Below are 21358 nucleotides of genomic sequence, written 5' to 3'. Positions count from 1 at the left end.
GCGTGGCGGAAGCATGGGGGTGCCTCGTGGTCGTCGGTCCGGCGACCGCGGATCCGACACGGAGGTGGCGTCATGACCACTCGGGTGGTGGCGGACCGGCGACGGGGGGCCGTCCTGCACGTCGTCGGTGCGACCGGTGACAGCCGGCGGCCGCGGGCCGGCCGGGCCAGCCCGGTCCGGCAGTGGCGCGGTCCGGCGGGGCCGCCGCGGCGGGACGATGACGGACGGTGGGAGACCGACGTACGGGGGTGGAGAGATGGCTGAGCAGTTGCAGTCCGCGATCGACGCTTCGACGGAGAAGACGAACCTGATCCTCAAGGGCATCGAGAAGGAGTACGGCTGGCCGAAGGAGCAACGCAACCAGTCCTACTGCGCACTGCGCACAACGCTGCACCTGCTGCGCGACCGGCTGCCGGTGCAGGAGAGTGTGGAGTTCGCGGCGCAGTTGCCGTTGGTGCTCCGCGGGATCTACTTCGACGGCTGGAAGCCGATGGACGTGCCGGTCAAGCTGAACCGCGACGACTTCCTCCTCGAGTTTCGGAAACAGTTCACGTACGACATGGAGGGCAGCGCGGAGCACCTCGTCCAGGTGGTGCTGAACTCCCTGCGCCAGCACGTGACGAGCCCGGGGCAGTGGGACGACGTGAAGGACAACATGCCGAAGGACCTGGCCCGGATGATGCCCTGACCGTCGCACCCCGACGGCTCGCCCCGCACCGCGTGGGGCGGGCCGTTCGCGTCCGGCGCCACCAGTCGCGGTACCGCCGGCCGGAGGTGCCGACCAGCATCATGCCAGCCCCTACCAGAGGTCGAAGCGGAACACCTCGAAGGCGGCGCCGTAGCGGACGCCGAGGCGGGTGCCCACCGGGCGGTTCAGGCCCTCCAGGAACTCCTCGGCGTCGAAGCTGCCGTCGCCCAGCCCGGTCAGGTACACGTGGTGCGCGCGCAGCGACGCGACACCCTTGTCGAAGGTGTCGGTGACGTCCACCCCGTGTGCGGCGAGGGGCGACGCCGCCGCCCACACCTGCCGCACGCCGTTCCACGGCTGCACCCCGTCGACCAGTTGCTCCGGGAAGACCCACCGGTTGCCGGCGTCCCGCACGGCGTCGAGCACCGCGCGGCCGGTCGCGATGTGGTCGGCCTGGTTCAGCGCGTACCCGCCGTCCCAGGTGTCCCGGAAGTTCGTGGTGAGCACGATCTCCGGGCGGTGCCGCCGGATCACACCGGCCAGTTCCCGGCGCAGCGGCACTCCGTACTCCAGGATGCCGTCGGGCAGGCCGAGGAACTCGACCGTGTCGACCCCGACCAGGGCGGCGGACTCCCGCTGCTCGGCCTCCCGGACCGCCCGGGCGCGCTCCGGCGGCATCCCGTCGATGCCGGCCTCGCCACTGGTCACCAGGCAGTACGCGATCTGCTTGCCCTGACCGGTCCAGCGGGCGACGGCGGACGCGGCGCCGAACTCCAGGTCGTCGGGGTGGGCGACGATCGCCAGCGCCCGCTGCCACTGCTCGTCGAGCGGCTCCAGCGCCGGGACGTCGGTCAGGTCGGTCATCGGCACCTCCTCGGTCCGCACCATCCTGTCACCGTCGCCGCCCGCCCACTGCCCACGACGGGCGGGGCCGACCGGATACCGGTCCGGGGTGCGAACCGCGCGTGCCGGACACTCCGGACGTCTACCGTGTGGTTAGAGAAGATCGGGCGTGGGGTACCACCCGCTGCACGACGGACCCCGGCGCACGGCGGGGCGGCACATCCGAGGGAGCACCCATGGCACTCAACGACGACGACATGACGACCACCGGCGGTGGCGGCCTCGAGGGTCCCGCCGACGGCGGCGCCACCCCGGGCCACCAGGACGGTGGCGCCGACGGGGCCGCCGACCGGGGTGTCGAGCGGGGCGCCGACCAGGGCGCGGACCAGGGCGCCGAGGGGCCGGCCGACGGTGGCGCGACCCCGGGCCAGCAGGACGGTGGCGCCGACGGCGGCGCCGAGGGGCCGGCCGACGGTGGCGCGACCCCGGGCCACCAGGACGGCGGCGCCGACGGCAGCGCCTCCTGAGCGGCACGTCATGACGCACCTCGACCCGCCGGGCGGCCTGGGCCGCCCGGCGGTTCCGTCCACCGCCGCAGGGCCTGGGTCGACCCAGGCCCTGGCCCGCTGCGTCTCGGTCGAGCCGGCGAAGTTCGCCGCCGCCCACTGGGGACGCACCCCGCTGCTGTCCCGCGCCGACGAACTGCCCAATCCGCACGGCTTCACCGACCTGCTCAGCCCCGCCGACGCCGACGAACTGCTCAGCCGACGCGGTCTGCGTACCCCGTTCCTGCGGGTCGCCAAGGACGGCGCGCTCGTGGCGGCGGCGCGCTACACCGGCGGCGGTGGCGCCGGCGCCGAGATCGGCGACCAGGTCCTCGACGAGAAGATCCTCGACCTGTACGCCGGCGGTGCCACCCTGGTGCTCCAGGGCCTGCACCGCACCTGGCCCGCCGTGATCGACTTCGCCCGCGACCTCGGCCTCGCCGTTGGACAGCCGTTGCAGGTCAACGCCTACCTGACCCCACCCGGCAGCCAGGGCTTCGCCACCCACTACGACACCCACGACGTCTTCGTGCTCCAGGTCGACGGCCGCAAGCACTGGCGGATCCACCCGCCGGTGCTGCCCGACCCGCTGGAGAAGCAGCCGTGGGGCGGCCGCGCCGACGAGGTGTCCGCCACCGCGGACGGTCCACCCGCGCTCGACGTGGTGCTCGCCCCCGGCGACGCCCTCTACCTGCCGCGCGGCTGGCTGCACAGCGCGCAGGCGCAGGACTCCAGCTCGCTGCACCTGACCGTCGGCGTCCGGGCGCTGACCCGGTACGCCCTCGTCGAGGAAGTGCTCGCCCTCGCCGCCGAGGACCAGCGGCTGCGGGCCACCCTCCCGTTCGGTGTCGACGTGTCCGATCCGGACGCGATCGAACCGGAGCTGACCGAGACCGTGGAGGCGCTGCGGGACTGGCTGCTGCGGGCCGACCCGGCGGCGGTGGCCGGCCGGCTGCGGCAGCGGGCCTGGCCGGCCGCCCGACCGGCCCCGATCCGGCCCCTCGCCCAGGCCGCCGCGCTCGACGCGCTGGGCCCGCACAGCCGCGTCACCCCGCGTCCCGGCCTGCGCTGGCAGCTCACCCCGGTGGGGGAGAAGGTGGCGCTGCGGGTGTTCGACCGCACGATCACCCTCCCCGGCACCTGCGAACCGGCCCTTCGGGCGCTGCTCGCCGGCGAGGTCACCCGCGTCGGTGACCTGCCCGGGCTGGACGACGACGCCGACCGGGTCACCCTCGTCCGCCGGCTCCTCCGCGAGGCGGTCGCCGTTCCGGCCTAGACGCCGGGACCCGCGTCACGGGGCCAGGGCCAGCAGCAGGACCGTCGTCACCAGGCCGGCGACGACGACCACCGCCGCCGGTCGGGGGCCGAGGACCGCGTGGCGGCGGTCGGCGAGCACCTTCGCCGGCACCAGGCCGGCCAGCGGCCCGAGCAGCGTCACCACCAGCGCCAGCACCGGCAGCCCGACCGCGAGGTCACCGCCGTACCGGTCGCCCGCCGCCCGCGCCGCGGTACCCAGGGCGTACGCGACCAGCGCGCCGACCACCCCGCAGAGCGCCAGCAGCGGGTTCACCGAGCCCGGCAGCTCGCCGGGTTGCCCGGTACGGGCCAGCAGGTCCCGCACCGCGGCCAGCATCGGCGCCGGGTCCCCGGTGGCACCCGCCACCGGGCCCGGCGGCCCGCCCACCCGGCGCGCCCCGATCCGGCCGCGCAGCTCCTGCCACAGCACCGTGGCCTCGGCGTCGACCCGCTCCTGCAGCTCGCGGGCCGCCGCGAGCTGCCGTTCGGCGCGGTGCACCTGGTCCCCGGCGTCGGCCACCGCCCGTCGCGCGGCGGCGCACTGCTGGTCGTACCAGGTGTGCGCCTCCGCGCGCTGCGCCGACACGCGCTCGGTCAGCTCGGCGAGCCGGCGGACCTGCGCCGCGTACGACTCGCTCGTCACCGGTTCGTTCACCGCTCCGGCCCGTACGGGATGATGGTCTGACCGGTGCGGTGCACCGCCCGGTCGAAGAAGAGGCCCCGCCACGGGCGGGGATACCAGTCCGGCCCGCCGGTGCCCGGGTACAACGACGAGCCCAGCTCCCCGCCGTGCGCGTCCAGCGCCACCCACGCCCCGATCTGGTCGGTGCGCGCGGCCGGCCCGCCGAGGTCGGCGCGCATCCGCGCCACGCCCCGCCACCAGGCCAGCACGTGGGTACGCCGCTCCGGCCCGTCGTGCAGGATCCGGCGCAGCTGCTCCAACCCCGTCCGCCCGCCGACCCGGGTGGCGAGCGCGCCGGCCGCGGCGTCCACCGCGTACAGCAGCAGGTAGTGCGGGGTCCCGGCGGCCCCCGCGGGGCCCAGCCCGGCGGCGGTCTCGGCCATCAGCTCGGTCACGCTCTCCTCGTCGTACCAGGCGGCGTCGTCGGCCAGGTCCTCGTAGAGGGCCCGGGCGGCGGGGTCGGCGTCCGGGTCCAGGCAGGCGATGGAGAACCGCGCGGACCCGGGGCGGTGCTGGCGGGCGAGGGACCGCGCGGCGGCGTCCAGCACCGCGCACGCCTCGTCGACCCGGGTGCCGAGCACGGCCAGGTTACGGCCGGGCGCGCGGGGCAGTCGCAGCGCCGCCGAACGGGCCTGCACGTCGATGATCTCGCCGAGCAGTGCCACCGGCGCCCGCAGCGTGCCCGTCTCCGGGGCGGACAGCGCCCGGAAGTCCGGTGCGTCGGCCAGCCGGGGGATCGCGTCGCCGTCGAACAGCCGCGCCGGCGCGGCGTCCGGCGGGCGCATCCGCCACAGCCGGTGCTGCAGCTCGCTCCAGGTCTCCCAGTCGCTCGCCGACGGGATGCGGGCGACCTCGTTCCCCTCGACCAGGCCCGACTCGGCGTTGACGACGGCGTGGTGACGGGGCAGCGACTGCGCCGCGTCGTTGCGTTCGGCGAGGATCCGCAGCGCCTTCGGCAGGGCGATGCGCAGGGTGAACTGGGCGACCAGGGCGGGCCGCCCCCACAGCGCCTCGATGCCACGGACGTCCTGCGAGGCGAGCACCAGGTGGATGCCCTGGGAGCGGCCCCGCCGGGCCAGGTCCTCCAGCAGGTCGGCGGCCTCGCGGGCGACCGCGTCCCGGCCGGCCAGCAGCATCTGGAACTCGTCGACCACCGCGACGATCCGCGGCCAGTGCCCGGTCGGGTCGACCGCGCGCAGCTCCGCCAGCTTGGTGACCTCGTGCTTCTTCGCCGCGTCGGCGCGGCGGCGCAGCTCCTCGGCGAGGAAGCGCAGCAACGCGAGGCCGAACTCCCGGTCGGTGTTGACGTTGATGCCGACCAGCCGCATGTGCGGCAGCCAGCTCGGGTCGCGCCGGCCCTGCGCGAACCGGGCGAAGGACACCCCCTCCTTGAAGTCCAGCAGATAGAACTCCAGCTCGGCGGGGGAGTAGCGGGCGGCGAGCGCGCCGATCCAGGCGAAGATCAGGTTCGTCTTGCCGGTGCCGGACGGGCCGCCGATCAGGGCGTGCGGCGGGTAGTCGCCGAGGGTCAGCAGCACCGGCCGGCCGTGCGGGCCCTCGCCGATCGGCGCGGTCAGGCCGGTCGCCGAGTCCTCCCGCCACATCCGCTCCGGCGGCGGGAGCAGATCGGTGAAGGGTGTCGGCGCCGGACCGGCGTTGACCCGGGCGGCCACCTCGCGGCAGGTCTCGGTGACCAGGCTCGCCGGGGGCGGTGCGTCGAGGTCGACCGGCGGGGCGCCCGCCAGGTGGGCACGGCCCGGCTCCACGCGGATCCGGGTCACCGTGCCGTCCGGCGGCAGCGCCAGACCACGCACCACCAGGTGTACGCCGCACGCCGCGCCGGTGCGGACCACCCGGTCGAGCTGGCCGCGCTCGTGCCGGGACGGCTCCTCGCCGCCGAGCAGCACCGCCACCCGCCACGGCTCCGGCCGGCGTCCGGTGGTGGTGGCCAGCTCGCGCAGCGAGGCGTACTCACCGGCGAGCACCGTGGAGTTGATCCGGCGGATGTGCTCCACCAGGTCGTCGAGCAGCCGGCCCAGCCCGCCCGGGCCGACGGAGGTCAGCAGACCCGCCGTGCCGAGCGGGGCGAAGCCGGCCAGGCCGCCGCCCAGGTGTTCCGGGTCGTACGCGGTCAGCCGGACCGCGCCCGGCTCGGCGCGGCCGACCGCGCGCAGCAGCAGCGCCGACACCACGGCCTCGCTCGCCGCCCGGTCGTCCCCGGTCAGCTCGACGTGACCCGCGTCCAGCAGCGGCACCAGCGCGGGCACCGGGTCCGCGCCGGGCCCGGCGAGCGTCCCCACGCGCAGCGCGCCCGGCGGCTCCGCCCGGCCGGCGGGGGTCGGCCGCCACCGCGCCCACTCGGCGGACGCGGCCCCGGGCGACTCCCGCCCCGCCGCCTCGGCCGCCCGGCGGGTCAGCTCGGCGATCCGGGCGGCGTGCCGGCCGTCGATCTCGGCGAGGCGGCGGTCCCGCTCCGCGCCGACCCGCTCCGGCACGGCCGCCGCGGCCCGCCGGACCCGGGCCAGCCGGTCCCGCTCGGCGGCGAGTTCCGTCTGCGCCGCGGCGACCCGGGTGCGGGTGGCGCCGAGTGCCTCGCCGAGCGTGCGCCGGACCCGGGCGGCGAGCTGCGTCCGCCGGTCAGCCATCGACGTCCCGTCGGATCGGCGTCCGCCAGGCGGGGGTGCCCGCCGGGCCGGGACGACCGGCCGCCGGGGGCGCGGTCCGCCGTACGTCGGCCGCCCGCTGCTGCGCGGCGGCGACCCGGGCCCGGGCGGCGGCCGCCTGCTCCCGGGCCGCCTCGGCGCGGCGCTCCCACTCGGCGTCGGCGGCCCGGGCGCGGTCCGCCGCGGCCCGCCGCCGGTCGTCGTCCGCCACGTCCCGCGCCCGCGCGTCCTCGGCCCGGCGCTCCCGCTCGTCGGTGGGCGGCAGCTCGCGGCCCAGTCGGTCGAGCAGGACGCCGGCGAGCACCCCGGCGGTGACCGCCGGGTCGGCCGCGTGCGGCCGCTCGCCGTCGCCGCGGCGCGGCGGGGGCATCCGGCAGACCCGGGTCAGCAGGGTGTCGAGCACCGGCGCCGGCAGCCCCGGCAGCAGGTCACGCACCCGCCCGTCCAGCTCGCGTCGCAGCCGGGGCAGGTCCTCCGCGCGTGGCGGGTGCCCGAGCAGCTCGCCGGCCAGCTCCCGCAGCAGCGGCGGCGCGACCGCCGCGACGCCGAGGCCCACGTCGGCGTGCGCGCGGCCCAGCTCGGCCCGCAGCCGGTCCCGGTCGCCCGAGCGCACCGCGCCGACGACGCGGCGCAGCAGCTCACCCGGGTCGGCGACGGTCCCGTCCGGACGGTCCGCCGACGCCGTGCCACCGCCGGTCAGCTCCGCCACCCGTGCCGCCCACCAGCGGGGCGCGGGCGCGTCGGCCGCCGGCTCGGGCGGGAGCGCCACCGGCGGCGCCGCGTCGGGCGCGTCGTGCCTCGGCCGCCGCTGCTCCGGCGCCGGCCGTGGGGCGGGCGCGCCGTCGGGGGCCAGCCCGATGGCCGCCAGGTACGCCGTCAACTGTTCCTGGGCGACGCGCAGCGCGTACCCGGCGGTCTCGGCGTGCTCGATCGCGCTGGACAGCTCCGGCACACCCATCGGGTCGGCCGACTCCTGGCGGACCCAGCGCAGCCGCTCGGCGGCCAGCCCGAACCGTTCGAGGGCCTGGGCGAGTTGGCCCAGCGGCAGGTCATCGACGGCGGCGCGCACCTGGGCGCCGAGATCCTCGACGATGGACACGGCGGCGCTCAGAGGGTCGCGACGTACAGCTGCGCCTGCTCGACCGCGACGAGCGTCGCGGCGAGGCACTCCTCCAACTCCTGGCCGGCCTGCGTCAGCGAGGCCTGCGCCGCCTCGACCGTCTCGTGACCGCTGCCCTCCAGCGCGCCGGCCAGGGTCTGCTGCGCCTCGGCCAGCCGCTCACCGGCCGCCTGTACGGCGCTCTGGCCGTCGCCGATCTGTTGGAGCGCGACATCGATGGCTGCCTTGAGCTCGGCGACGCTCGCCACGTCGGAACCTCCTGGGGGCGGGGGAGGTCTCCATTAGAGCCTATCGGCCGCGGGGAGAGAACATCCGCCCTGTCAGTGTTCCTTCCCTACTGACCGGTTGCCGCCCGGACGCGCCGGGAGTCCGATTAATGGGACTCCCGGGGGTGGGCGTCGCGGTCGGTCAACCACCGCGGGCCGTACACCTCGGCGCCCCGCTCCCGCACGCGTTCCCGCAGCTCACGGTCGGCCGTGACGACCACCCGGCGGCGCTGCGGAGCCGCCGCGACCAGGTCGACCACGGCATCGTCGCCGGAGCGGTCCGCGGCCACCACCCGCACCCCCGGCACCGGCGCCACGTTCCGGGCCGCCCCCTCCACCACCAGCACCACCTCCACCGGCGGCGGAAGCTCCGGCACGACGCCGGAGGCGGCCACCGGGACGAGGCTGTCGCGCAGCCGGGCGGTCGCCCCGGCCCGGTCCCGCCACCACCCGTTCGGTCGGGACCCGACCACGTTGGCGGCGTCCACGATCAGCAGCGGTGTCGCGTCCATGCCGCCAGCCTGCCACCCGCGGCGGGCGCGGCCCGTGCACCCCCGGCGTGGCACCCGGCGGCGTTTGTCCGGGCGACCGCCGGGTAGCCCCTGGCGACCGTGCCGCGCCCGAGCAGCGGAGGACAGAGATGATGGGACCCGGCGACTTCGGCTCCGACCCGTGGGACGAGTTCCTGGCCCGGTACTTCGGCCGGGGCGAGGGTGGGCGCCGACCCGCGCACCGGGTCGACATCACCCGGCTGATGACCGCCGACGCCCGGGAGATGCTCGCCGACGCGGCCCGGCGGGCGGCCCAGAAGCACAGCAACGACCTGGACACCGACCACCTGCTCTGGGCGGCCCTGCAACGCGAGCCGCTGCGCGACCTGGTCCGGCGGGCCGGCGCCGACCCGGACACCCTGCTCAACGCCCTCGGCGGGCGCGGCGACGGCGCGCCCCGCGGCGAGGTGCCGCCGAACCTCTCGCTCACCCCCGCCGCCAAGCGGGCGCTGCTCGACGCCCACCAGCTCTCCCGCGCCATGGGCGCCAACTACATCGGCCCCGAGCACATCCTCATGGCGTTGCCGCTGAACCCGGAGTCGCCGGCCGGGCGGATGCTCGCCGCCGGCCGCATCCAGCCCGAGTCCCTCCAGGCCGCCAACGCCGAGCGGGGGCCGATGGCCGGCCCGAAGCCCGACCGCGGCACCCCCACCCTCGACCAGTACGGCCAGGACCTCACCGACCTCGCCCGCAACGACCAGATCGACCCGGTGATCGGGCGGGCCGACGAGATCGAGCAGGCGGTGGAGATCCTCTCCCGCCGGACCAAGAACAACCCGGTGCTCATCGGCGAGGCCGGCGTCGGCAAGACCGCGATCGTCGAGGGCCTCGCCGAGCGGATCTGCGACGGCGACGTGCCGCAGACGCTGCTCGGCAAGCGGGTGATCCAGCTCGACCTCGCCGGCCTGGTCGCCGGCACCCGCTACCGGGGCGACTTCGAGGAGCGGCTGAAGAAGGTCATCGACGAGATCCGGTCGCACAAGGAGGAACTCATCGTCTTCCTCGACGAGATCCACACCCTGGTCGGCGCGGGCGGCGCCGGCAGCGAGGGCGGCATGGACGCGTCCAACATGCTCAAGCCCGCGCTGGCCCGCGGCGAGCTGCGCGTGATCGGCGCGACCACGCTGGACGAGTACCGGCGCAGCATCGAGAAGGACGCCGCGCTGGCCCGCCGCTTCCAGCCGGTCTTCGTGCCCGAGCCGAGCGTCGAGGACACCGTGGCCATCCTGCGCGGCCTGCGGGACCGCTACGAGGCGCACCACCAGGTCCGCTTCACCGACGAGGCCATCGTCGCCGCCGCCGAGCTCTCCGACCGGTACATCACCGACCGCTTCCTGCCGGACAAGGCGATCGACCTCATCGACCAGGCCGGCGCGCGGGTGCGCCTGCGCACCCGGACCCCCGCCTCCGACGTCCGTGAGCTGGAGCAGCAGCTCGACGAGGTACGCCGGGACAAGGAGCAGGCGGTCGCCGACGAGCAGTACGAGAAGGCGTCCACCCTGCGGGACCGGATCGCCGAGCTGGAGCAGGACATCCGCCGCGCCCGCGGCGACGAGGGGACCACCAACCACGTGCCGGAGGTCGGGCCGCGGGAGATCGCCGAGGTGGTGTCCCGCGCCACCGGCATCCCGGTCAGCCAGCTGACCGAGGAGGAGCGGGACCGGCTGCTGCGGCTGGAGGGCTACCTGCACGAGAAGGTCGTCGGCCAGGACGACGCGGTCACCGCCGTCGCCGAGGCGGTGCGCCGCTCGCGTACCGGCCTGGCCGACCCGAACCGGCCGATGGGCAGCTTCCTGTTCCTCGGCCCGACCGGCGTCGGCAAGACGGAACTGGCGCGGGCGCTCGCCGAGGCGCTGTTCGGCGAGGCCGACCGGATGGTCCGGGTCGACATGAGCGAGTTCCAGGAGCGGCACACCGTCAGCCGGCTCGTCGGCGCCCCGCCCGGCTACGTCGGGTACGAGGAGGCCGGCCAGCTCACCGAGGCGGTGCGCCGCCGCCCGTACGCGGTGGTGCTGCTCGACGAGATCGAGAAGGCGCACCAGGACGTGTTCAACATCCTGCTCCAGGTGCTCGACGACGGGCGGCTCACCGACAGCCAGGGCCGTACGGTGAACTTCAAGAACACCGTGCTCATCATGACGAGCAACCTCGGTTCCGAGCTGATCACCGGCACCCAGCGGGCGGTCGGCTTCGGCGCCGGTGCGGAGGGCGGCGGGGAGAGCGACGAGCTACGGGAGCGGCTCATGCGCCGGCTCCAGGAGAACTTCCGGCCGGAGTTCCTCAACCGCATCGACGAGGTCATCATCTTCCGCCGCCTCGAGGCCGAGCAGCTGCGCCAGATCACCGGGCTGCTGCTGGAGGAGACCCGCCGTCGGCTGCACGCGCAGGACGTCCAGGTGGAGTTCACCACCGCCGGCATCGACTGGCTGGCCGAGCACGGCTACCAGCCGGAGTTCGGCGCCCGGCCGCTGCGCCGGGTCATCCAGCGGGAGGTGGACAACCAGCTCTCCCGGATGCTGCTGGAGTCGTCGGTGTCGCCCGGCCAGAAGGTCATCGTGGACGCCCGGGACGGGCAACTCACCATCGACGTCCGCGAGGGCGAGCGCGGCTACACCGCCGCCACGACCACGCATCCCCGATGAGCCGGAGGCGGGGGATGACCGAACCGGAGGAGAGCCGGGAAGACACCGAACCGGCGGAACCGATCGTGGCGCCACCCACGGCGAACCCCGCGCGGGTGCAGGTGCCGCCGGAGGGCCTGGGCCAGCAGGCTGACGAGCCGGACCCGGCGGCGTCCGACCGCCGCCGGCGAGAGGAGGGCTGATGGTACGGCAGCAGCGGGTCGAACCCGAGGTGGAGGAGCTCTGGGAGGCGTTCCACGAGCAGGTGAACGTGCCGTCCGAGCAGCTGCGGCAGTGGCTGCTCACCCGGGGCTCCGGCGAGGAGGCGTTCGGTCCGGACCCCGACCTCGACCTGCCGGAGCCCGGCCGGCACATCCTGCGCGTGCTGACCAAGCGCAAGGTGGACCTCACCCCGGACGACATCCAGACCATGCGCGACACGCTCGACCTGATCCAGGACCTGATGGACGCGAAACCAGCCCGGGGCAACGCCGACGACGAGTGGCGGCACTCCCTCCTGGACCTGGGCCACGACGTGCTCGTGGAACGCTGAGCGGGCCGTCGGCGCAACCCGTCATGACGTTGTCGTCACGCGTGTCGTGACGACAACGTCATGATCACCGGGTCGGTCAGCGGCCCTGGTCGGACTCCAGGCTGGCGATCGTCAGGCCCGCCGCGTCGGCGGCGGCCTCCCGGTCGGCCCGGGTGCGTTCCTCCCGGGTGAGCAGGTTGGCGTACTCGGTGACGTCGGCCGGGTCGGGCACCTCGGGCAGGCGTCGCAGGAACGCCTCCACGTCCTGCGCGGCGGCGGTGTGCGCGGCGGCCGCCCGACGCAGGATCTCGCGGTCGTCGGCGGCGGGGTACAGATCGGTCATGCCCGCCTGATACCCGGCGTCACGCCGTTCGCACCCCGGCGACCGGTCCGGCGGCCGCCGGACCCCGGGCCCCGAAGCCGGGATTGCGCAGCAGCCACGCCAGATAGGCCGGATGCGCCGCCAGCGAGTCGGTGTACGCGGCCAGCGCCGTCTCCAGCACCAGATCGGCCACCCGGGCGGCCGGGGCGTCCGGGTGCCAGCCGAGCATCAGCCGCCACCGCAGCGGGATCCCCGCCAGCCGCCGGGTCACCAGGCCGGCGACCGGGCGGAAGGTGGCCTGGCACAGGGCGATCGCCTCGCCGGCGTCCACCAGGTCCAGACAGCCGCGCACGTCCGCCTCGTACACCTTGCGGGGGGTGAACCCGGCGCGGGCGCAGGCGGCGGCGAAGCAGTCGCCGAAGCAGCCGTCGCCCGGCGCGGCCACCCACTGCTCGTGGCGCAGATCCTCCAGCCGGATCTCGTCCCGGTCGGCCAGCGGATGCGGCTCCGGCAGCAGCACGTGCACCGGATCGATCGACACCTCCCGCCAGCACAGCCCGAACTCGCCCGACGGGGACGAGTCGCCGCACACACCGGTGAGCGCGAAGTCCAGCCGGCCGCCGGCGACGAGCTGGGCCAGCTCGTCCACCGACCACGAGGCGTACGTGGTGATCTGCGCGTGCGGTTGCTCGGCGGCGAGCCGGTGCACCAGCCGCCCGAGGATGGGGCTGTTGACCCCGCCGAACCGGTACCGGCGCGGCGCGTCCCCGGCGCCGGCCAGCCGGGCCGCCTCGTCCTGCAGGCCCTTCATCGCCGGCAGCAGCACCCGCGCCCGGGCGAGCACCAGCTCGCCCAGGGCGGTGGGGCGGGCGCCGCGCCGGTCGCGCTCGAACAGCGGCCCACCCAGGGTGCGCTCGATGCGCTGGAGCTGGGCGGTGAGCGCCGGCTGTGCCAGGCCGAGCGCCGAGGCCGCCTTGGTCACGCTGCCCGTCTCGGCGATCGCGCAGACCACCCGGAGGTGGCGGAGCTCCAGGTTCATAGACCGACGGTAGGGCGGCGTGGCGGCCGGGGGAAGGGTTCGGACCGATCAACGATTTGCGATGTGTGCAGGACCACTCACTCGGGTGTCCGCCCCGACAGATCGCCCAGGTACGTGGGCCGCCCGGTCACCGCGTCGCGCAGCTTGTCCACGACGCCGACGGCCGGCTCGACGATCCGGTTCCACGGCGGGGTGGCCGGGGTACCCGGATGGGGCCGGGTCGGCGCCGCCTCCTCGGCGATCTCCAGGCGGTTGCCCAGCCGGATCAGCTCCTCGGTGGTGGCCACCTCCCGCAGGCCCCGCACCAGCGCGCCCACCTCCTCGACGTGCCGGCGCACCCGCTCGGCGACGTCGGCGAGCCCGTCCGCCGTCAGCCCCTTGAGCGCCGCGAGCAGCACCCCGTCCGCCTCGATCACCCGGTCGACCCGCTCGGTGTCCGCGGGGCGGGCCGCCCGGACGGCCGGCAGCAGGTACTGCTCCTCGGCGGACAGGTGCCGGGACAGCGCCGCGGTGAGCACGTCCAGACCCCCCTCGGGGGCCGAACCCGGGTCGGGGTCGGTCAGCCGCCGCACCAGCTCGCACAGCTGCCGGTGCTCCCCGTCGACGATGTCGGCGACGCTGCGCCCGCCCGGCCGGTAGTGCTCGTCCTCGCCGGTGGGCGGCAGCGGGGGCAGGGGAACGGTCATAATGCCCTCCCTCGGGCGGCGGAGCGCGGGTGCGGTCGCCGACGGCCGGTACCCCACCGCGGTGATCGCGAAACCGGCGCCCCCGTGCGACCCGGCGTGACCGGTCCGTCCCCGCACCGACGCGGCCGGGACGGGCGACGGGATCGGGCCGTGCGGCTGGTATGAAGAGGCAATGACGACCGACGCCGCCCCCGTCCACCCCTCGCCCACCGACGAGGTCGTCGACCTCTGCCGCGACCTGCTGCGCATCGACACCACCAACACCGGTGACAACGACACCAGCGCCGGTGAGCGCCGCGCCGCCGAGTACGTGGCGGAGAAGCTCGCCGAGGTCGGCGTGGAGTCGGTCCTCCACGAGTCGGCCCCGGGCCGGGCGAACGTGGTCGCCCGCATCCCCGGCGCCGACCCGGGCCGTCCCGCCCTGCTCGTGCACGGCCACCTCGACGTGGTGCCCGCCGACGCCGACGAGTGGTCGGTGCACCCGTTCTCCGGCGAGCAGCGCGACGGCTACCTGTGGGGCCGGGGCGCGATCGACATGAAGGACTTCGACGCGATGGCGCTCGCGGTGGTGCGGCACTGGCAGCGCACCGGCGTCCGCCCGCCCCGGGACATCGTGCTCGCGTACACCGCCGACGAGGAGGCCGGCAGCGACTACGGCGCGCACTTCCTGGTGGAGCGGCACGCGGACCTCTTCGAGGGCTGCACCGAGGCGATCGGTGAGGTCGGCGGCTTCTCGTACTCGGTTGACGAGAACCGGCGGCTCTACCTGATCGAAACCGCCCAGAAGGGCATCGACTGGCTGCGCCTGCACGCGAAGGGCCGCCCCGGCCACGGCTCGATGGTGCACGACGACAACGCCGTCACGGCCCTCGCCGAAGCCGTCGCCCGGGTCGGCCGGCACCGCTTCCCGGTCGTCATGACCGACACGGTGCGCGCCTTCCTGGAGCAGGTGTCCGAGGTGCTCGGCATCGAGCTGGACCCGGACGACCCGGAGACCGCCATCGCCAAGCTCGGCCCGATCGCCAACATCATCGGCGCGACCATCCGCAACACCGCCAACCCGACCCGCCTCGCCGCCGGGTACAAGGACAACGTGATCCCGGGGCGGGCCACCGCCACCATCGACTGCCGCAGCCTCCCCGGCCAGTCCGAGCTGCTGGAGCAGCAGCTGCGCGAGCTGGTCGGCCCGGACATCGCCATCGAGTACGTCCAGCGCCAGCCGGCGCTGGAGACCACCTTCGACGGCGACCTGGTGGCGGCGATGTCCGCGGCGCTGCGCGCCGAGGACCCGGGAGCCCGGCCGGTGCCGTACATGCTCTCCGGCGGCACCGACGCGAAGGCGTTCTCGCAGCTCGGGATCCGCTGCTTCGGTTTCGCGCCGCTGCGGCTGCCGGCCGACCTGAACTTCTCCGCGCTGTTCCACGGCATCGACGAGCGGGTTCCGGTGGACGGGCTACAGTTCGGCGTGCGGGTTCTCGACCGGTTCCTCCGCACCTGCTGACCCGCGTCCGGTTCCCGGCGCGGTACTCCCCGAACATCGAAGGGACTTCCACACATGACCGACCAGCACGGTGAGCTGGACGCCGCCCTCGAACGCGTCATCGAAGCGGCCCGCCACCACCTGGCCGCCGTCCGCGCCGCGCAGGGCCGCATCGACGACGACGACGTCTGGCAGGCGTACGTGACCTTGAACAACGCGTCGTACGCCTACGACGAGCAACTCATGGACGCCTTCGGCGAGGTCACCCCGTGGGACGTGGAGTCGATCGACCCGGACGAGGCCGACAAGCGGTTCGCCGGCCTCGAAGGGGTCGAGCCGACCGACCCGCACCCGCAGGTCATCTCGGTGCGCCAGCGGCGCGACTACCGGGTGCCGAGCGTCTCCGCGCTCATCCGCGCCGCCGAGGCGGCCCGCCGCGCGGGCACCCCCGACGACGACGAGCCCGAGCCCGTCGAGGGCGTCGGCGAGGCCGTGCTGGAACTGCTCCAGAGCGGGGACGGCTCGCTCGCCGCGCTGGACGTGCCGGAGCTGGAGCCGCTCGACGGCGTGGTGATGGTCAGCGAGGTCAGCACCCCGGTCGACCTGGAGTCCTTCGACGACGACGACGCGGTCGGCCCGTTCCAGCCGGCCCCCGACGACCGACTCGTCGGCCGGCTCGACGAGCACCCGTTCCTGGAACTCGACGACGAGGAGCACGACCACGCCCACTGACCACGCGTCACCTGACCGGCGCGCGACCGGTCAGGTGGCGACGCCCGGGGACCGGCCGGACGGCCCGGACCCCGGGCGGGCCGGCCGCCACCGGGCGACGGCCGGGTGGCCGGTCAGTACGACAGGCCCGGCTGCGGCTGGTTGATCCGGCGACGGCGCAACATCACCTGCCGCGTACCGTCCCGGAACAGCCGCACCCGGGCCAACTCCCAGCCGGAGAACTCCGCCTGGATCGCCAGCTGCGCCGCGGCGGTCAACCGGTCGACATTCGGCGGCAACCGCAGCGGCGCGTATTCGTAGTCCATGCGCCCTATGCTGCCCAGCCCGGCGGCCCGGCGCCACCCCCCGGCGGGTGACCCGCGCCGCCCCGCCCGGTGGGCCGCCGTACGCGCGCCCGGCCGGGGTCACGCGGTGGGGACGTTCGCCGCCAGCAGCGCGGTCAGGGCCGGCGCGGCCAGCGTGAGGGCCGCCGGGCCACCGGCGTCCACCGCCAACCCCCACCGCCCGTCCGGCCAGTCCGCGAACAGCTCGGCACAGGGTACGGCCACGAACGGCACCCCCGACCCGGCGAACGCGGTCAGCGCCTCCGGCGAGGTGAACACCGGGAGCAGCGGCGCCCCGTCGGCGTCGGTGACGACCGCCCAGGGAAAGCCCCGCTCCGGGGACGGCTCCGCCGTGAGCGGCACGCACACCACCACCCCGGCGAGCACCGCCAGGAAACCGGCCAGGTCCCGGCGTCCGACGGCCGCCGCCAGGCGCTCCCGGACCGCCCCGTCCGCCGCCGGCCACCCGGGCCGCCCGCCACCTCCGCCGGCGGGCTTCCCGGCCACCGGCCCGGCGCCGGCGCTGCCGCCGTCCCGGCCCGCAGCGGGCGTCGCCCCGCCGCCGCCCGCCGGTTCGGGACGCGCCCGGGAAGCGGCCGGTGATGCCACCCGGCAGGAGAGCGCGTCCGGGTCGTCGGTCAGCACCGCCGCCGCGGTCCGCAGCGCGAAGTCACTCCACCAGCGCACCGCGCGCGGGGTACGCGGCGTCTCGAACCACCAGCCGCCCCCCGCGCCGGGCGGCTGCCAGCCGAGACCGGCCAGCCGTTGCGCGTCGTACCCCGGGCACTCCCCACGGACGGTGTCCCGCCGCACCATCAGGCGCAGCCGGCGGTCCCCGGCGGTGAGCTCCAGGTCGGTGTCCCGGTGGCACCGGACCAGCGTGTCGTGCAGCCGGGCGACCAGGTCGGGCCAGCCCGAGGTCATGCCGGCGGCCCCGGCAGCCGCCCGTCCAGGCGGCCGAGCCGCTCGATGGCCTCCTCCAGCCGGCGGCCCTGCGCGGAGAAGTCGCCGGGCTCGCCGAACAGGCCGCCCAGGCCCGCGCCGAGCGTCGCCTCCAGCCCCTCGGTCCGGTCGGTGAGCTGCTCCGCCGCCGCCGAGCGGGCCTGCCGGTACGCGGCCAGCACCATCGCCGACAACTCCTCCGTGCCGGCGCGGAGCGCGGCGGGTGCGAAGGTCACGCCTTGCAGCTCGCCGGCGGCGTCCACTGTGGCCGTGACCAGGCCGGAGTCGTCCGTGGCGGTGCCACTGAGCTCGGCGAGGTCGTCCTGGAGCCCGGCGAACCGGCGTTGGATGTCGGCGATCCGTCCGGCGAGCGCGTCGAACGCGGACAGCGGGTCACTCATGCGAAACCTTCCCCCATTGCGGCACCGGCGGGGTGGCGACCGGCGACCGCATGATCGTATCTTCGGTAGGCCGCGACGGTGGGGAGGACGGCATGGCGGACATCGACGTCGACGTGCAGGCGGTACGACGGTTGGCGGCGGCGGCGAAACAGGTGGCCGCGTCGCTCGGCGCGCTGGAAGGCCGGGTGGTGTCCGCGGGCGACCTGCCCGACGACGCGTTCGGCCACCTGCCGTTCGCCAGCGACATCCTCCGCGCCACGTACGCCGAGCAGGTCAGCGGCGGGATGGAGCTGTTCCGCTCCGGCCGCGACGCGTTCGAGCGGGTCGGCGCCGCGCTGGGCTCGACGGCGGAGACGTACGAGCGCAACGAGCAGGACATCGACGCGGGCTTCCGCGCGATCGGCGGCGGGATGGCCGGGTGAGCGGGCCCGCCGGCACCGCCGTCGAGCTGTGGAACGGCCTCGACAACGCCCTGTCCGGCGTGGACCGTGCCGTCGACGGTGTCTGCCGCACCCTGGCCTGGCCGCTGATCCAGCTCGTCGACCTCGTCGACGGCGAGCCGGCCGCGCTGCGCGCCAAGGCCACCGAGTGGGACGCGCTCGCCGTCGAGGTGCGCGAGCTGGCGATGGGCCACCGCGGTGTCCGCGAGGCCGAGCAGGCCGGCTGGCGCTCACCCGCCGGCGAGGCGTACGGCACGCGGCTGGCCGAGGTGGAGCAGCAGCTGCTGGACGTGGCCGAGCATTTCGCCGCCACGGCCGAGTACCTGCGCGGCACCGCCGACGCCCTGCAGACCGTGCACGACGTGCTGGTCGACATCTGCGTCGAGTTCGTCAACTTCCTGCTGGTCACGCTGGTGACCGCGCTGCTGATGGCGCCGTTCACCGCCGGCGCGTCCTGGGCGGCGGGCCTGGCCCTCGGGGTCACCCGGGGCATGATCGCCCTCGCCCGGATGCTCAAGGTGATCCGGCCCCTCGCCGCCCACCTGCAGAAGGTCATCAAGCTGCTGCAACGGGTCCTGTACCACCTGCGCAAGCTGCGCAACCACCTGGACAAGCTGGTCGACAAGCAGAAGGCGCTGCGCACCGGCACGAAGTACGCCGACAAGCGGCGCGCCGCCGGCGAGGCCGACAAGTGGTTCCACAAGTTCCTCGACCCCACGAAGGGCACCTGGAAGCTCGGCAAGTCCGGGTCGCCGTTCGACATGAGCGCCTTCGAGCGTCTCGGCGCGCTGCGGGCGCACGGCGTCGGCGACGGGGCGCGGGTGATCGGCCGGGACTGGGCCACCAACCTGCCGTGGAACATCCCCAACTCGGTGGTGCACGGTGTCACCTGGGGCAGCGTCGCCGTGGTCAGCGGGCTCTCCGTGCCCGGCATGGACCAGGTCGGTGACCAGGTCGACCAGGCCGTGCGGGACGGCGCCGACTGGATCGACCAGAATGTCTTCGGGCAGCCGCCCGCGACGCAACCGGCCGGCCGGTGAGGGCCGATCGAGGAGGTACGGCGTGACCGGAGCACGAGGTCGACTCGGTCGGCTGACCGACGCGGTGCTCGGCGGCGCCCGGGCCGCCCGGGACAAGGCCCGCGAGCTGCGCGACGAGTTCCGCACCAGCGACGAACCGGAACGCGCCCTGGTCGCCCCGCTGGTACCCGACCAGGAGCTCCGCTACGTCGGCCTGGCGCCGGTCCGCACGCCGGAGACGCACCGGGCGGGCAGCCAGCTCGCCGACCGGGTCGGCACCGAGGTCGCCGAGGCCCTCGACCCGCGTGCCCTGTTCGGGCTGCTCAACATCGTCAACCCGGTGGCGTGGGTGGAGGCGGTGCTGGCGCCGGTCCGGATCGCCGCCGGCGTCCTGCTGCTGCCGGGCAGGGCCGCCGCGGTCGCCGCCGGCCTGCCCGAGTCGGTGGGCGACCAGCCGGAGCGTCCCGCCCCGTCGCAGCCCGCCGAGCCGCGTGAGCCGCTGCCGCTGACCCCGGAGCAGGAGGCCTTCCGCACCCTGTTCCGGCTCAGCCGGTACCGCCCGCTGGCCGACCAGCTCGCCGAGATCGCCTACCGGCGGCGGTACGTCTTCAGCGGCGACCTCGCCACCCTCGCCGGCAGCCTGCTGCTGTTCCTGGAGCGCTACACCGGCACGCCACTCGCGGTGACCGACACCCACCTGCTCCTGCTGCGGATGGGCCGCCGGCCCGACGAGGGGCGGCCGGACCGCCGCCGGCCGCAGGTGCTGTGGAGCGTGGAGCGGCGGCGGATCGCCCGGATCGACTCCGAGGGCGGTGCGCGGCTCATGCAGTTCCCGTCGACCGTCGTCTTCGACGACGGGTCGTGGATCCGCATCGTCAACCCGGCGACCCGGGACGACCAGTCGCGCTTCCTCGCCGCCGTCCGCGACACCGCCGGCGACCGTCCGACGCCCTGATCCCGGACCGGACGGGCACCGGCCCGGCCGCGGCCCTCGGTTCGCGCCCTGCTCAGCCGTCGCGTTCCGGGTAGCCGACCTCGACCGCCGACACGTCGTCGAGCGCCGTCACGATCTCGTCCGGCAGGGTCATCCGCTCGACCTGGAGCACGCCGAGCAGCTGACCGACCGTGCGGGCGCCCAGGATCGGCGCGACCACGCCCGGCCGGTCGCGGACCCAGGCCAGCGCGACCTCCATCGGGGAGACCCCGAGACCGCCCGCGGCGGTGGCGACCGCCTCCACGATGCTGGAGCACCGCGGCTCCAGGTAGGTGGCGACGAACCGTTCGAAGTGCGGCGACGCGGCCCGGGAGTCGGCGGGCCGGCCGTGCCGGTACTTGCCGGTGAGCACCCCCCGCCCGAGCGGCGACCAGGGCAGGACGCCCAGCCCGAGCGCCTCGCAGGCCGGCAGCACCTCCCGCTCGATGCCGCGTTCCAGCAACGAGTACTCCACCTGCGTGGCGACCACCGGGGCCCGGCCGGGCCAGGCGGTCTGCCACGCGGCGGCCCGGGCGGTCTGCCAGCCGGAGAAGTTCGACACGCCCACGTAGCGGACCCGCCCGCTGGCCACCGCGTGGTCCAGCGCGGCGAGGGTCTCCTCCAGCGGCGTGTCGGGGTCGTACCCGTGCACCTGGAACAGGTCGACGTGGTCGGTGCCGAGCCGGCGCAGCGAGGCGTCCAGCGTCCGCAGCAGGTGCCCGCGCGAGCCGTCGCGGCGCCGGCCGCTGCCCGGCCGCAGCCCCGCCTTGGTGGCGATCAGCAGTTCGTCGCGGGGGACCAGGGTGCCCAGAAGGGAGCCGATCACGGACTCGGCGTCGCCGTCGCCGTAGACGTCGGCGGTGTCGATCAGGTTGCCGCCCGCGTCGAGGTAGCTCTTCAGCTGGGCGGCCGCGTCGTCGGCGTCGGTGTCCCGGCCCCAGGTCATGGTGCCGAGCGCGAGCCGCGAAACCGCCAGCCCGCTTCGGCCGAGCGGTCGCTGTTGCATGCGTGAACCTTATTTCCAACGGGGCCGCACCGATATCCTCGCTCCCGTCAAGTCTGCCGGCAGGTCCGTGGATCCGCTCGCCCGGGTCGCCGCGCGCCCTCCGTCGCCGCTCGCACCGGTTTTCCGTGAGCCGGTGATCGGGTGCGGCGGGGGCATTGCGTAACCTGATGCGACCTGTGGTGCGGATG

Annotated in this window: 24 protein-coding genes; 11 read left to right on the top strand and 13 right to left on the bottom strand. The window is 75.5% G+C overall.

From position 1 onward, the window contains the following. The first annotated feature begins 256 nt into the window (after positions 1–256). Positions 257–688 (top strand): DUF2267 domain-containing protein, encoded by a 432-nt coding sequence (locus GKC29_RS20320; RefSeq protein ID WP_155332329.1) that lies wholly within the window; start codon positions 257–259, stop codon positions 686–688. Between the two features lie 111 nt (positions 689–799). Here GKC29_RS20320 and GKC29_RS20315 read toward each other — a convergent pair whose 3' ends face one another. Further along, positions 800–1552: a PIG-L deacetylase family protein gene (locus GKC29_RS20315; protein ID WP_155332328.1), complete on the bottom strand. Its 753-nt coding sequence runs from the start codon at positions 1550–1552 to the stop codon at positions 800–802. A 215-nt stretch (positions 1553–1767) separates the two neighbouring features. Between GKC29_RS20315 and GKC29_RS20310 the strand changes: the two genes are divergently transcribed. After that, the gene (locus tag GKC29_RS20310; protein ID WP_155332327.1) at positions 1768–2058 is read left to right on the top strand and encodes a hypothetical protein; all 291 of its coding nucleotides are present in this window, start codon (positions 1768–1770) and stop codon (positions 2056–2058) included. Between the two features lie 10 nt (positions 2059–2068). Continuing rightward, the gene (locus GKC29_RS20305; protein ID WP_155332326.1) at positions 2069–3352 is read left to right on the top strand and encodes a cupin domain-containing protein; all 1284 of its coding nucleotides are present in this window, start codon (positions 2069–2071) and stop codon (positions 3350–3352) included. A gap of 15 nt (positions 3353–3367) precedes the next feature. Here GKC29_RS20305 and GKC29_RS20300 read toward each other — a convergent pair whose 3' ends face one another. From GKC29_RS20300 to GKC29_RS20280, 5 genes are all read right to left on the bottom strand, one after another. Further along, positions 3368–4027, bottom strand: a complete 660-nt coding sequence (locus tag GKC29_RS20300) for a hypothetical protein (RefSeq protein ID WP_155332325.1) — start codon at positions 4025–4027, stop codon at positions 3368–3370. Next, a complete protein-coding gene (locus GKC29_RS20295; RefSeq protein WP_155332324.1) occupies positions 4024–6699 on the bottom strand; it encodes an FtsK/SpoIIIE domain-containing protein in 2676 nt (891 codons plus the stop codon). The genes GKC29_RS20300 and GKC29_RS20295 overlap by 4 nt, the downstream gene beginning before the upstream one ends. After that, complete coding sequence (locus GKC29_RS20290) at positions 6692–7816, bottom strand: hypothetical protein (protein ID WP_155332323.1); 1125 nt, start codon at positions 7814–7816, stop codon at positions 6692–6694. The genes GKC29_RS20295 and GKC29_RS20290 overlap by 8 nt, the downstream gene beginning before the upstream one ends. 8 nt (positions 7817–7824) lie before the next feature. Beyond that, the gene (locus tag GKC29_RS20285) at positions 7825–8085 is read right to left on the bottom strand and encodes a hypothetical protein (protein WP_155332322.1); all 261 of its coding nucleotides are present in this window, start codon (positions 8083–8085) and stop codon (positions 7825–7827) included. 125 nt (positions 8086–8210) lie between these two features. Continuing rightward, positions 8211–8615 carry a hypothetical protein gene (locus GKC29_RS20280; RefSeq protein ID WP_155332321.1) on the bottom strand — a complete coding sequence of 135 codons (405 nt, stop codon included), beginning with the start codon at positions 8613–8615 and terminating at the stop codon, positions 8211–8213. 128 nt (positions 8616–8743) lie between these two features. Here GKC29_RS20280 and GKC29_RS20275 point away from each other — a divergent pair, with 128 nt between their 5' ends. The 3 genes from GKC29_RS20275 to GKC29_RS20265 are packed head-to-tail and all read left to right on the top strand — an operon-like array spanning position 8744 to position 11828. Next, complete coding sequence (locus GKC29_RS20275; protein WP_155332320.1) at positions 8744–11296, top strand: ATP-dependent Clp protease ATP-binding subunit; 2553 nt, start codon at positions 8744–8746, stop codon at positions 11294–11296. A gap of 14 nt (positions 11297–11310) precedes the next feature. Continuing rightward, complete coding sequence (locus tag GKC29_RS20270) at positions 11311–11478, top strand: hypothetical protein (RefSeq protein WP_196255671.1); 168 nt, start codon at positions 11311–11313, stop codon at positions 11476–11478. Continuing rightward, entirely contained in the window at positions 11478–11828 is a 351-nt protein-coding gene (locus tag GKC29_RS20265) for a DUF3140 domain-containing protein (protein WP_155332318.1), read from the top strand. Before GKC29_RS20270 ends, GKC29_RS20265 begins: the two co-directional genes overlap by 1 nt. A 76-nt stretch (positions 11829–11904) precedes the next feature. On the opposite strand, the gene GKC29_RS20260 is transcribed toward GKC29_RS20265, so the two are convergent. From GKC29_RS20260 to GKC29_RS20250, 3 genes are all read right to left on the bottom strand, one after another. Then, entirely contained in the window at positions 11905–12150 is a 246-nt protein-coding gene (locus GKC29_RS20260; protein ID WP_155332317.1) for a hypothetical protein, read from the bottom strand. A gap of 19 nt (positions 12151–12169) precedes the next feature. Continuing rightward, positions 12170–13168 carry a LysR family transcriptional regulator gene (locus tag GKC29_RS20255; protein ID WP_155332316.1) on the bottom strand — a complete coding sequence of 333 codons (999 nt, stop codon included), beginning with the start codon at positions 13166–13168 and terminating at the stop codon, positions 12170–12172. A gap of 77 nt (positions 13169–13245) precedes the next feature. Beyond that, positions 13246–13854, bottom strand: a complete 609-nt coding sequence (locus tag GKC29_RS20250; RefSeq protein WP_155332315.1) for a hemerythrin domain-containing protein — start codon at positions 13852–13854, stop codon at positions 13246–13248. A 172-nt stretch (positions 13855–14026) separates the two neighbouring features. On the opposite strand from GKC29_RS20250, the gene GKC29_RS20245 reads away from it, so the two are divergent. Next, complete coding sequence (locus tag GKC29_RS20245; RefSeq protein ID WP_155332314.1) at positions 14027–15355, top strand: M20/M25/M40 family metallo-hydrolase; 1329 nt, start codon at positions 14027–14029, stop codon at positions 15353–15355. Between the two features lie 54 nt (positions 15356–15409). Next, positions 15410–16066 carry a hypothetical protein gene (locus tag GKC29_RS20240; protein ID WP_155332313.1) on the top strand — a complete coding sequence of 219 codons (657 nt, stop codon included), beginning with the start codon at positions 15410–15412 and terminating at the stop codon, positions 16064–16066. Positions 16067–16179: 113 nt separating this feature from the next. Here GKC29_RS20240 and GKC29_RS20235 read toward each other — a convergent pair whose 3' ends face one another. From GKC29_RS20235 to GKC29_RS20225, 3 genes are all read right to left on the bottom strand, one after another. Next, on the bottom strand, positions 16180–16371 hold the full coding sequence (locus GKC29_RS20235) for a DUF5703 family protein (protein WP_088993715.1): 192 nt from the start codon (positions 16369–16371) through the stop codon (positions 16180–16182). Between the two features lie 99 nt (positions 16372–16470). After that, complete coding sequence (locus GKC29_RS20230; protein WP_155332312.1) at positions 16471–17313, bottom strand: SseB family protein; 843 nt, start codon at positions 17311–17313, stop codon at positions 16471–16473. Next, positions 17310–17732 (bottom strand): YbaB/EbfC family nucleoid-associated protein, encoded by a 423-nt coding sequence (locus GKC29_RS20225; RefSeq protein WP_155332311.1) that lies wholly within the window; start codon positions 17730–17732, stop codon positions 17310–17312. The genes GKC29_RS20230 and GKC29_RS20225 overlap by 4 nt, the downstream gene beginning before the upstream one ends. 92 nt (positions 17733–17824) lie before the next feature. Between GKC29_RS20225 and GKC29_RS20220 the strand changes: the two genes are divergently transcribed. From GKC29_RS20220 to GKC29_RS20210, 3 genes are read left to right on the top strand one after another with little or no spacing between them, the layout of a single operon-like run. Continuing rightward, on the top strand, positions 17825–18154 hold the full coding sequence (locus tag GKC29_RS20220) for a hypothetical protein (RefSeq protein WP_155332310.1): 330 nt from the start codon (positions 17825–17827) through the stop codon (positions 18152–18154). Next, positions 18151–19212: a WXG100 family type VII secretion target gene (locus GKC29_RS20215; protein WP_155332309.1), complete on the top strand. Its 1062-nt coding sequence runs from the start codon at positions 18151–18153 to the stop codon at positions 19210–19212. Before GKC29_RS20220 ends, GKC29_RS20215 begins: the two co-directional genes overlap by 4 nt. A gap of 22 nt (positions 19213–19234) precedes the next feature. Continuing rightward, positions 19235–20146, top strand: coding sequence for a hypothetical protein (locus tag GKC29_RS20210; RefSeq protein ID WP_155332308.1), 912 nt, complete (start codon positions 19235–19237; stop codon positions 20144–20146). 52 nt (positions 20147–20198) lie between these two features. On the opposite strand, the gene GKC29_RS20205 is transcribed toward GKC29_RS20210, so the two are convergent. Next, positions 20199–21170 carry an aldo/keto reductase gene (locus tag GKC29_RS20205; RefSeq protein ID WP_155332307.1) on the bottom strand — a complete coding sequence of 324 codons (972 nt, stop codon included), beginning with the start codon at positions 21168–21170 and terminating at the stop codon, positions 20199–20201. Between the last annotated feature and the right edge of the window lie 188 nt (positions 21171–21358).

It is taken from the genome of Micromonospora sp. WMMC415, from assembly GCF_009707425.1.
In the GTDB taxonomy this organism is placed as follows: Bacteria; Actinomycetota; Actinomycetes; order Mycobacteriales; family Micromonosporaceae; genus Micromonospora.
Note: the sequence above shows the minus strand (reverse complement) of the source record. Positions and strands in the feature narration are given on the sequence as shown.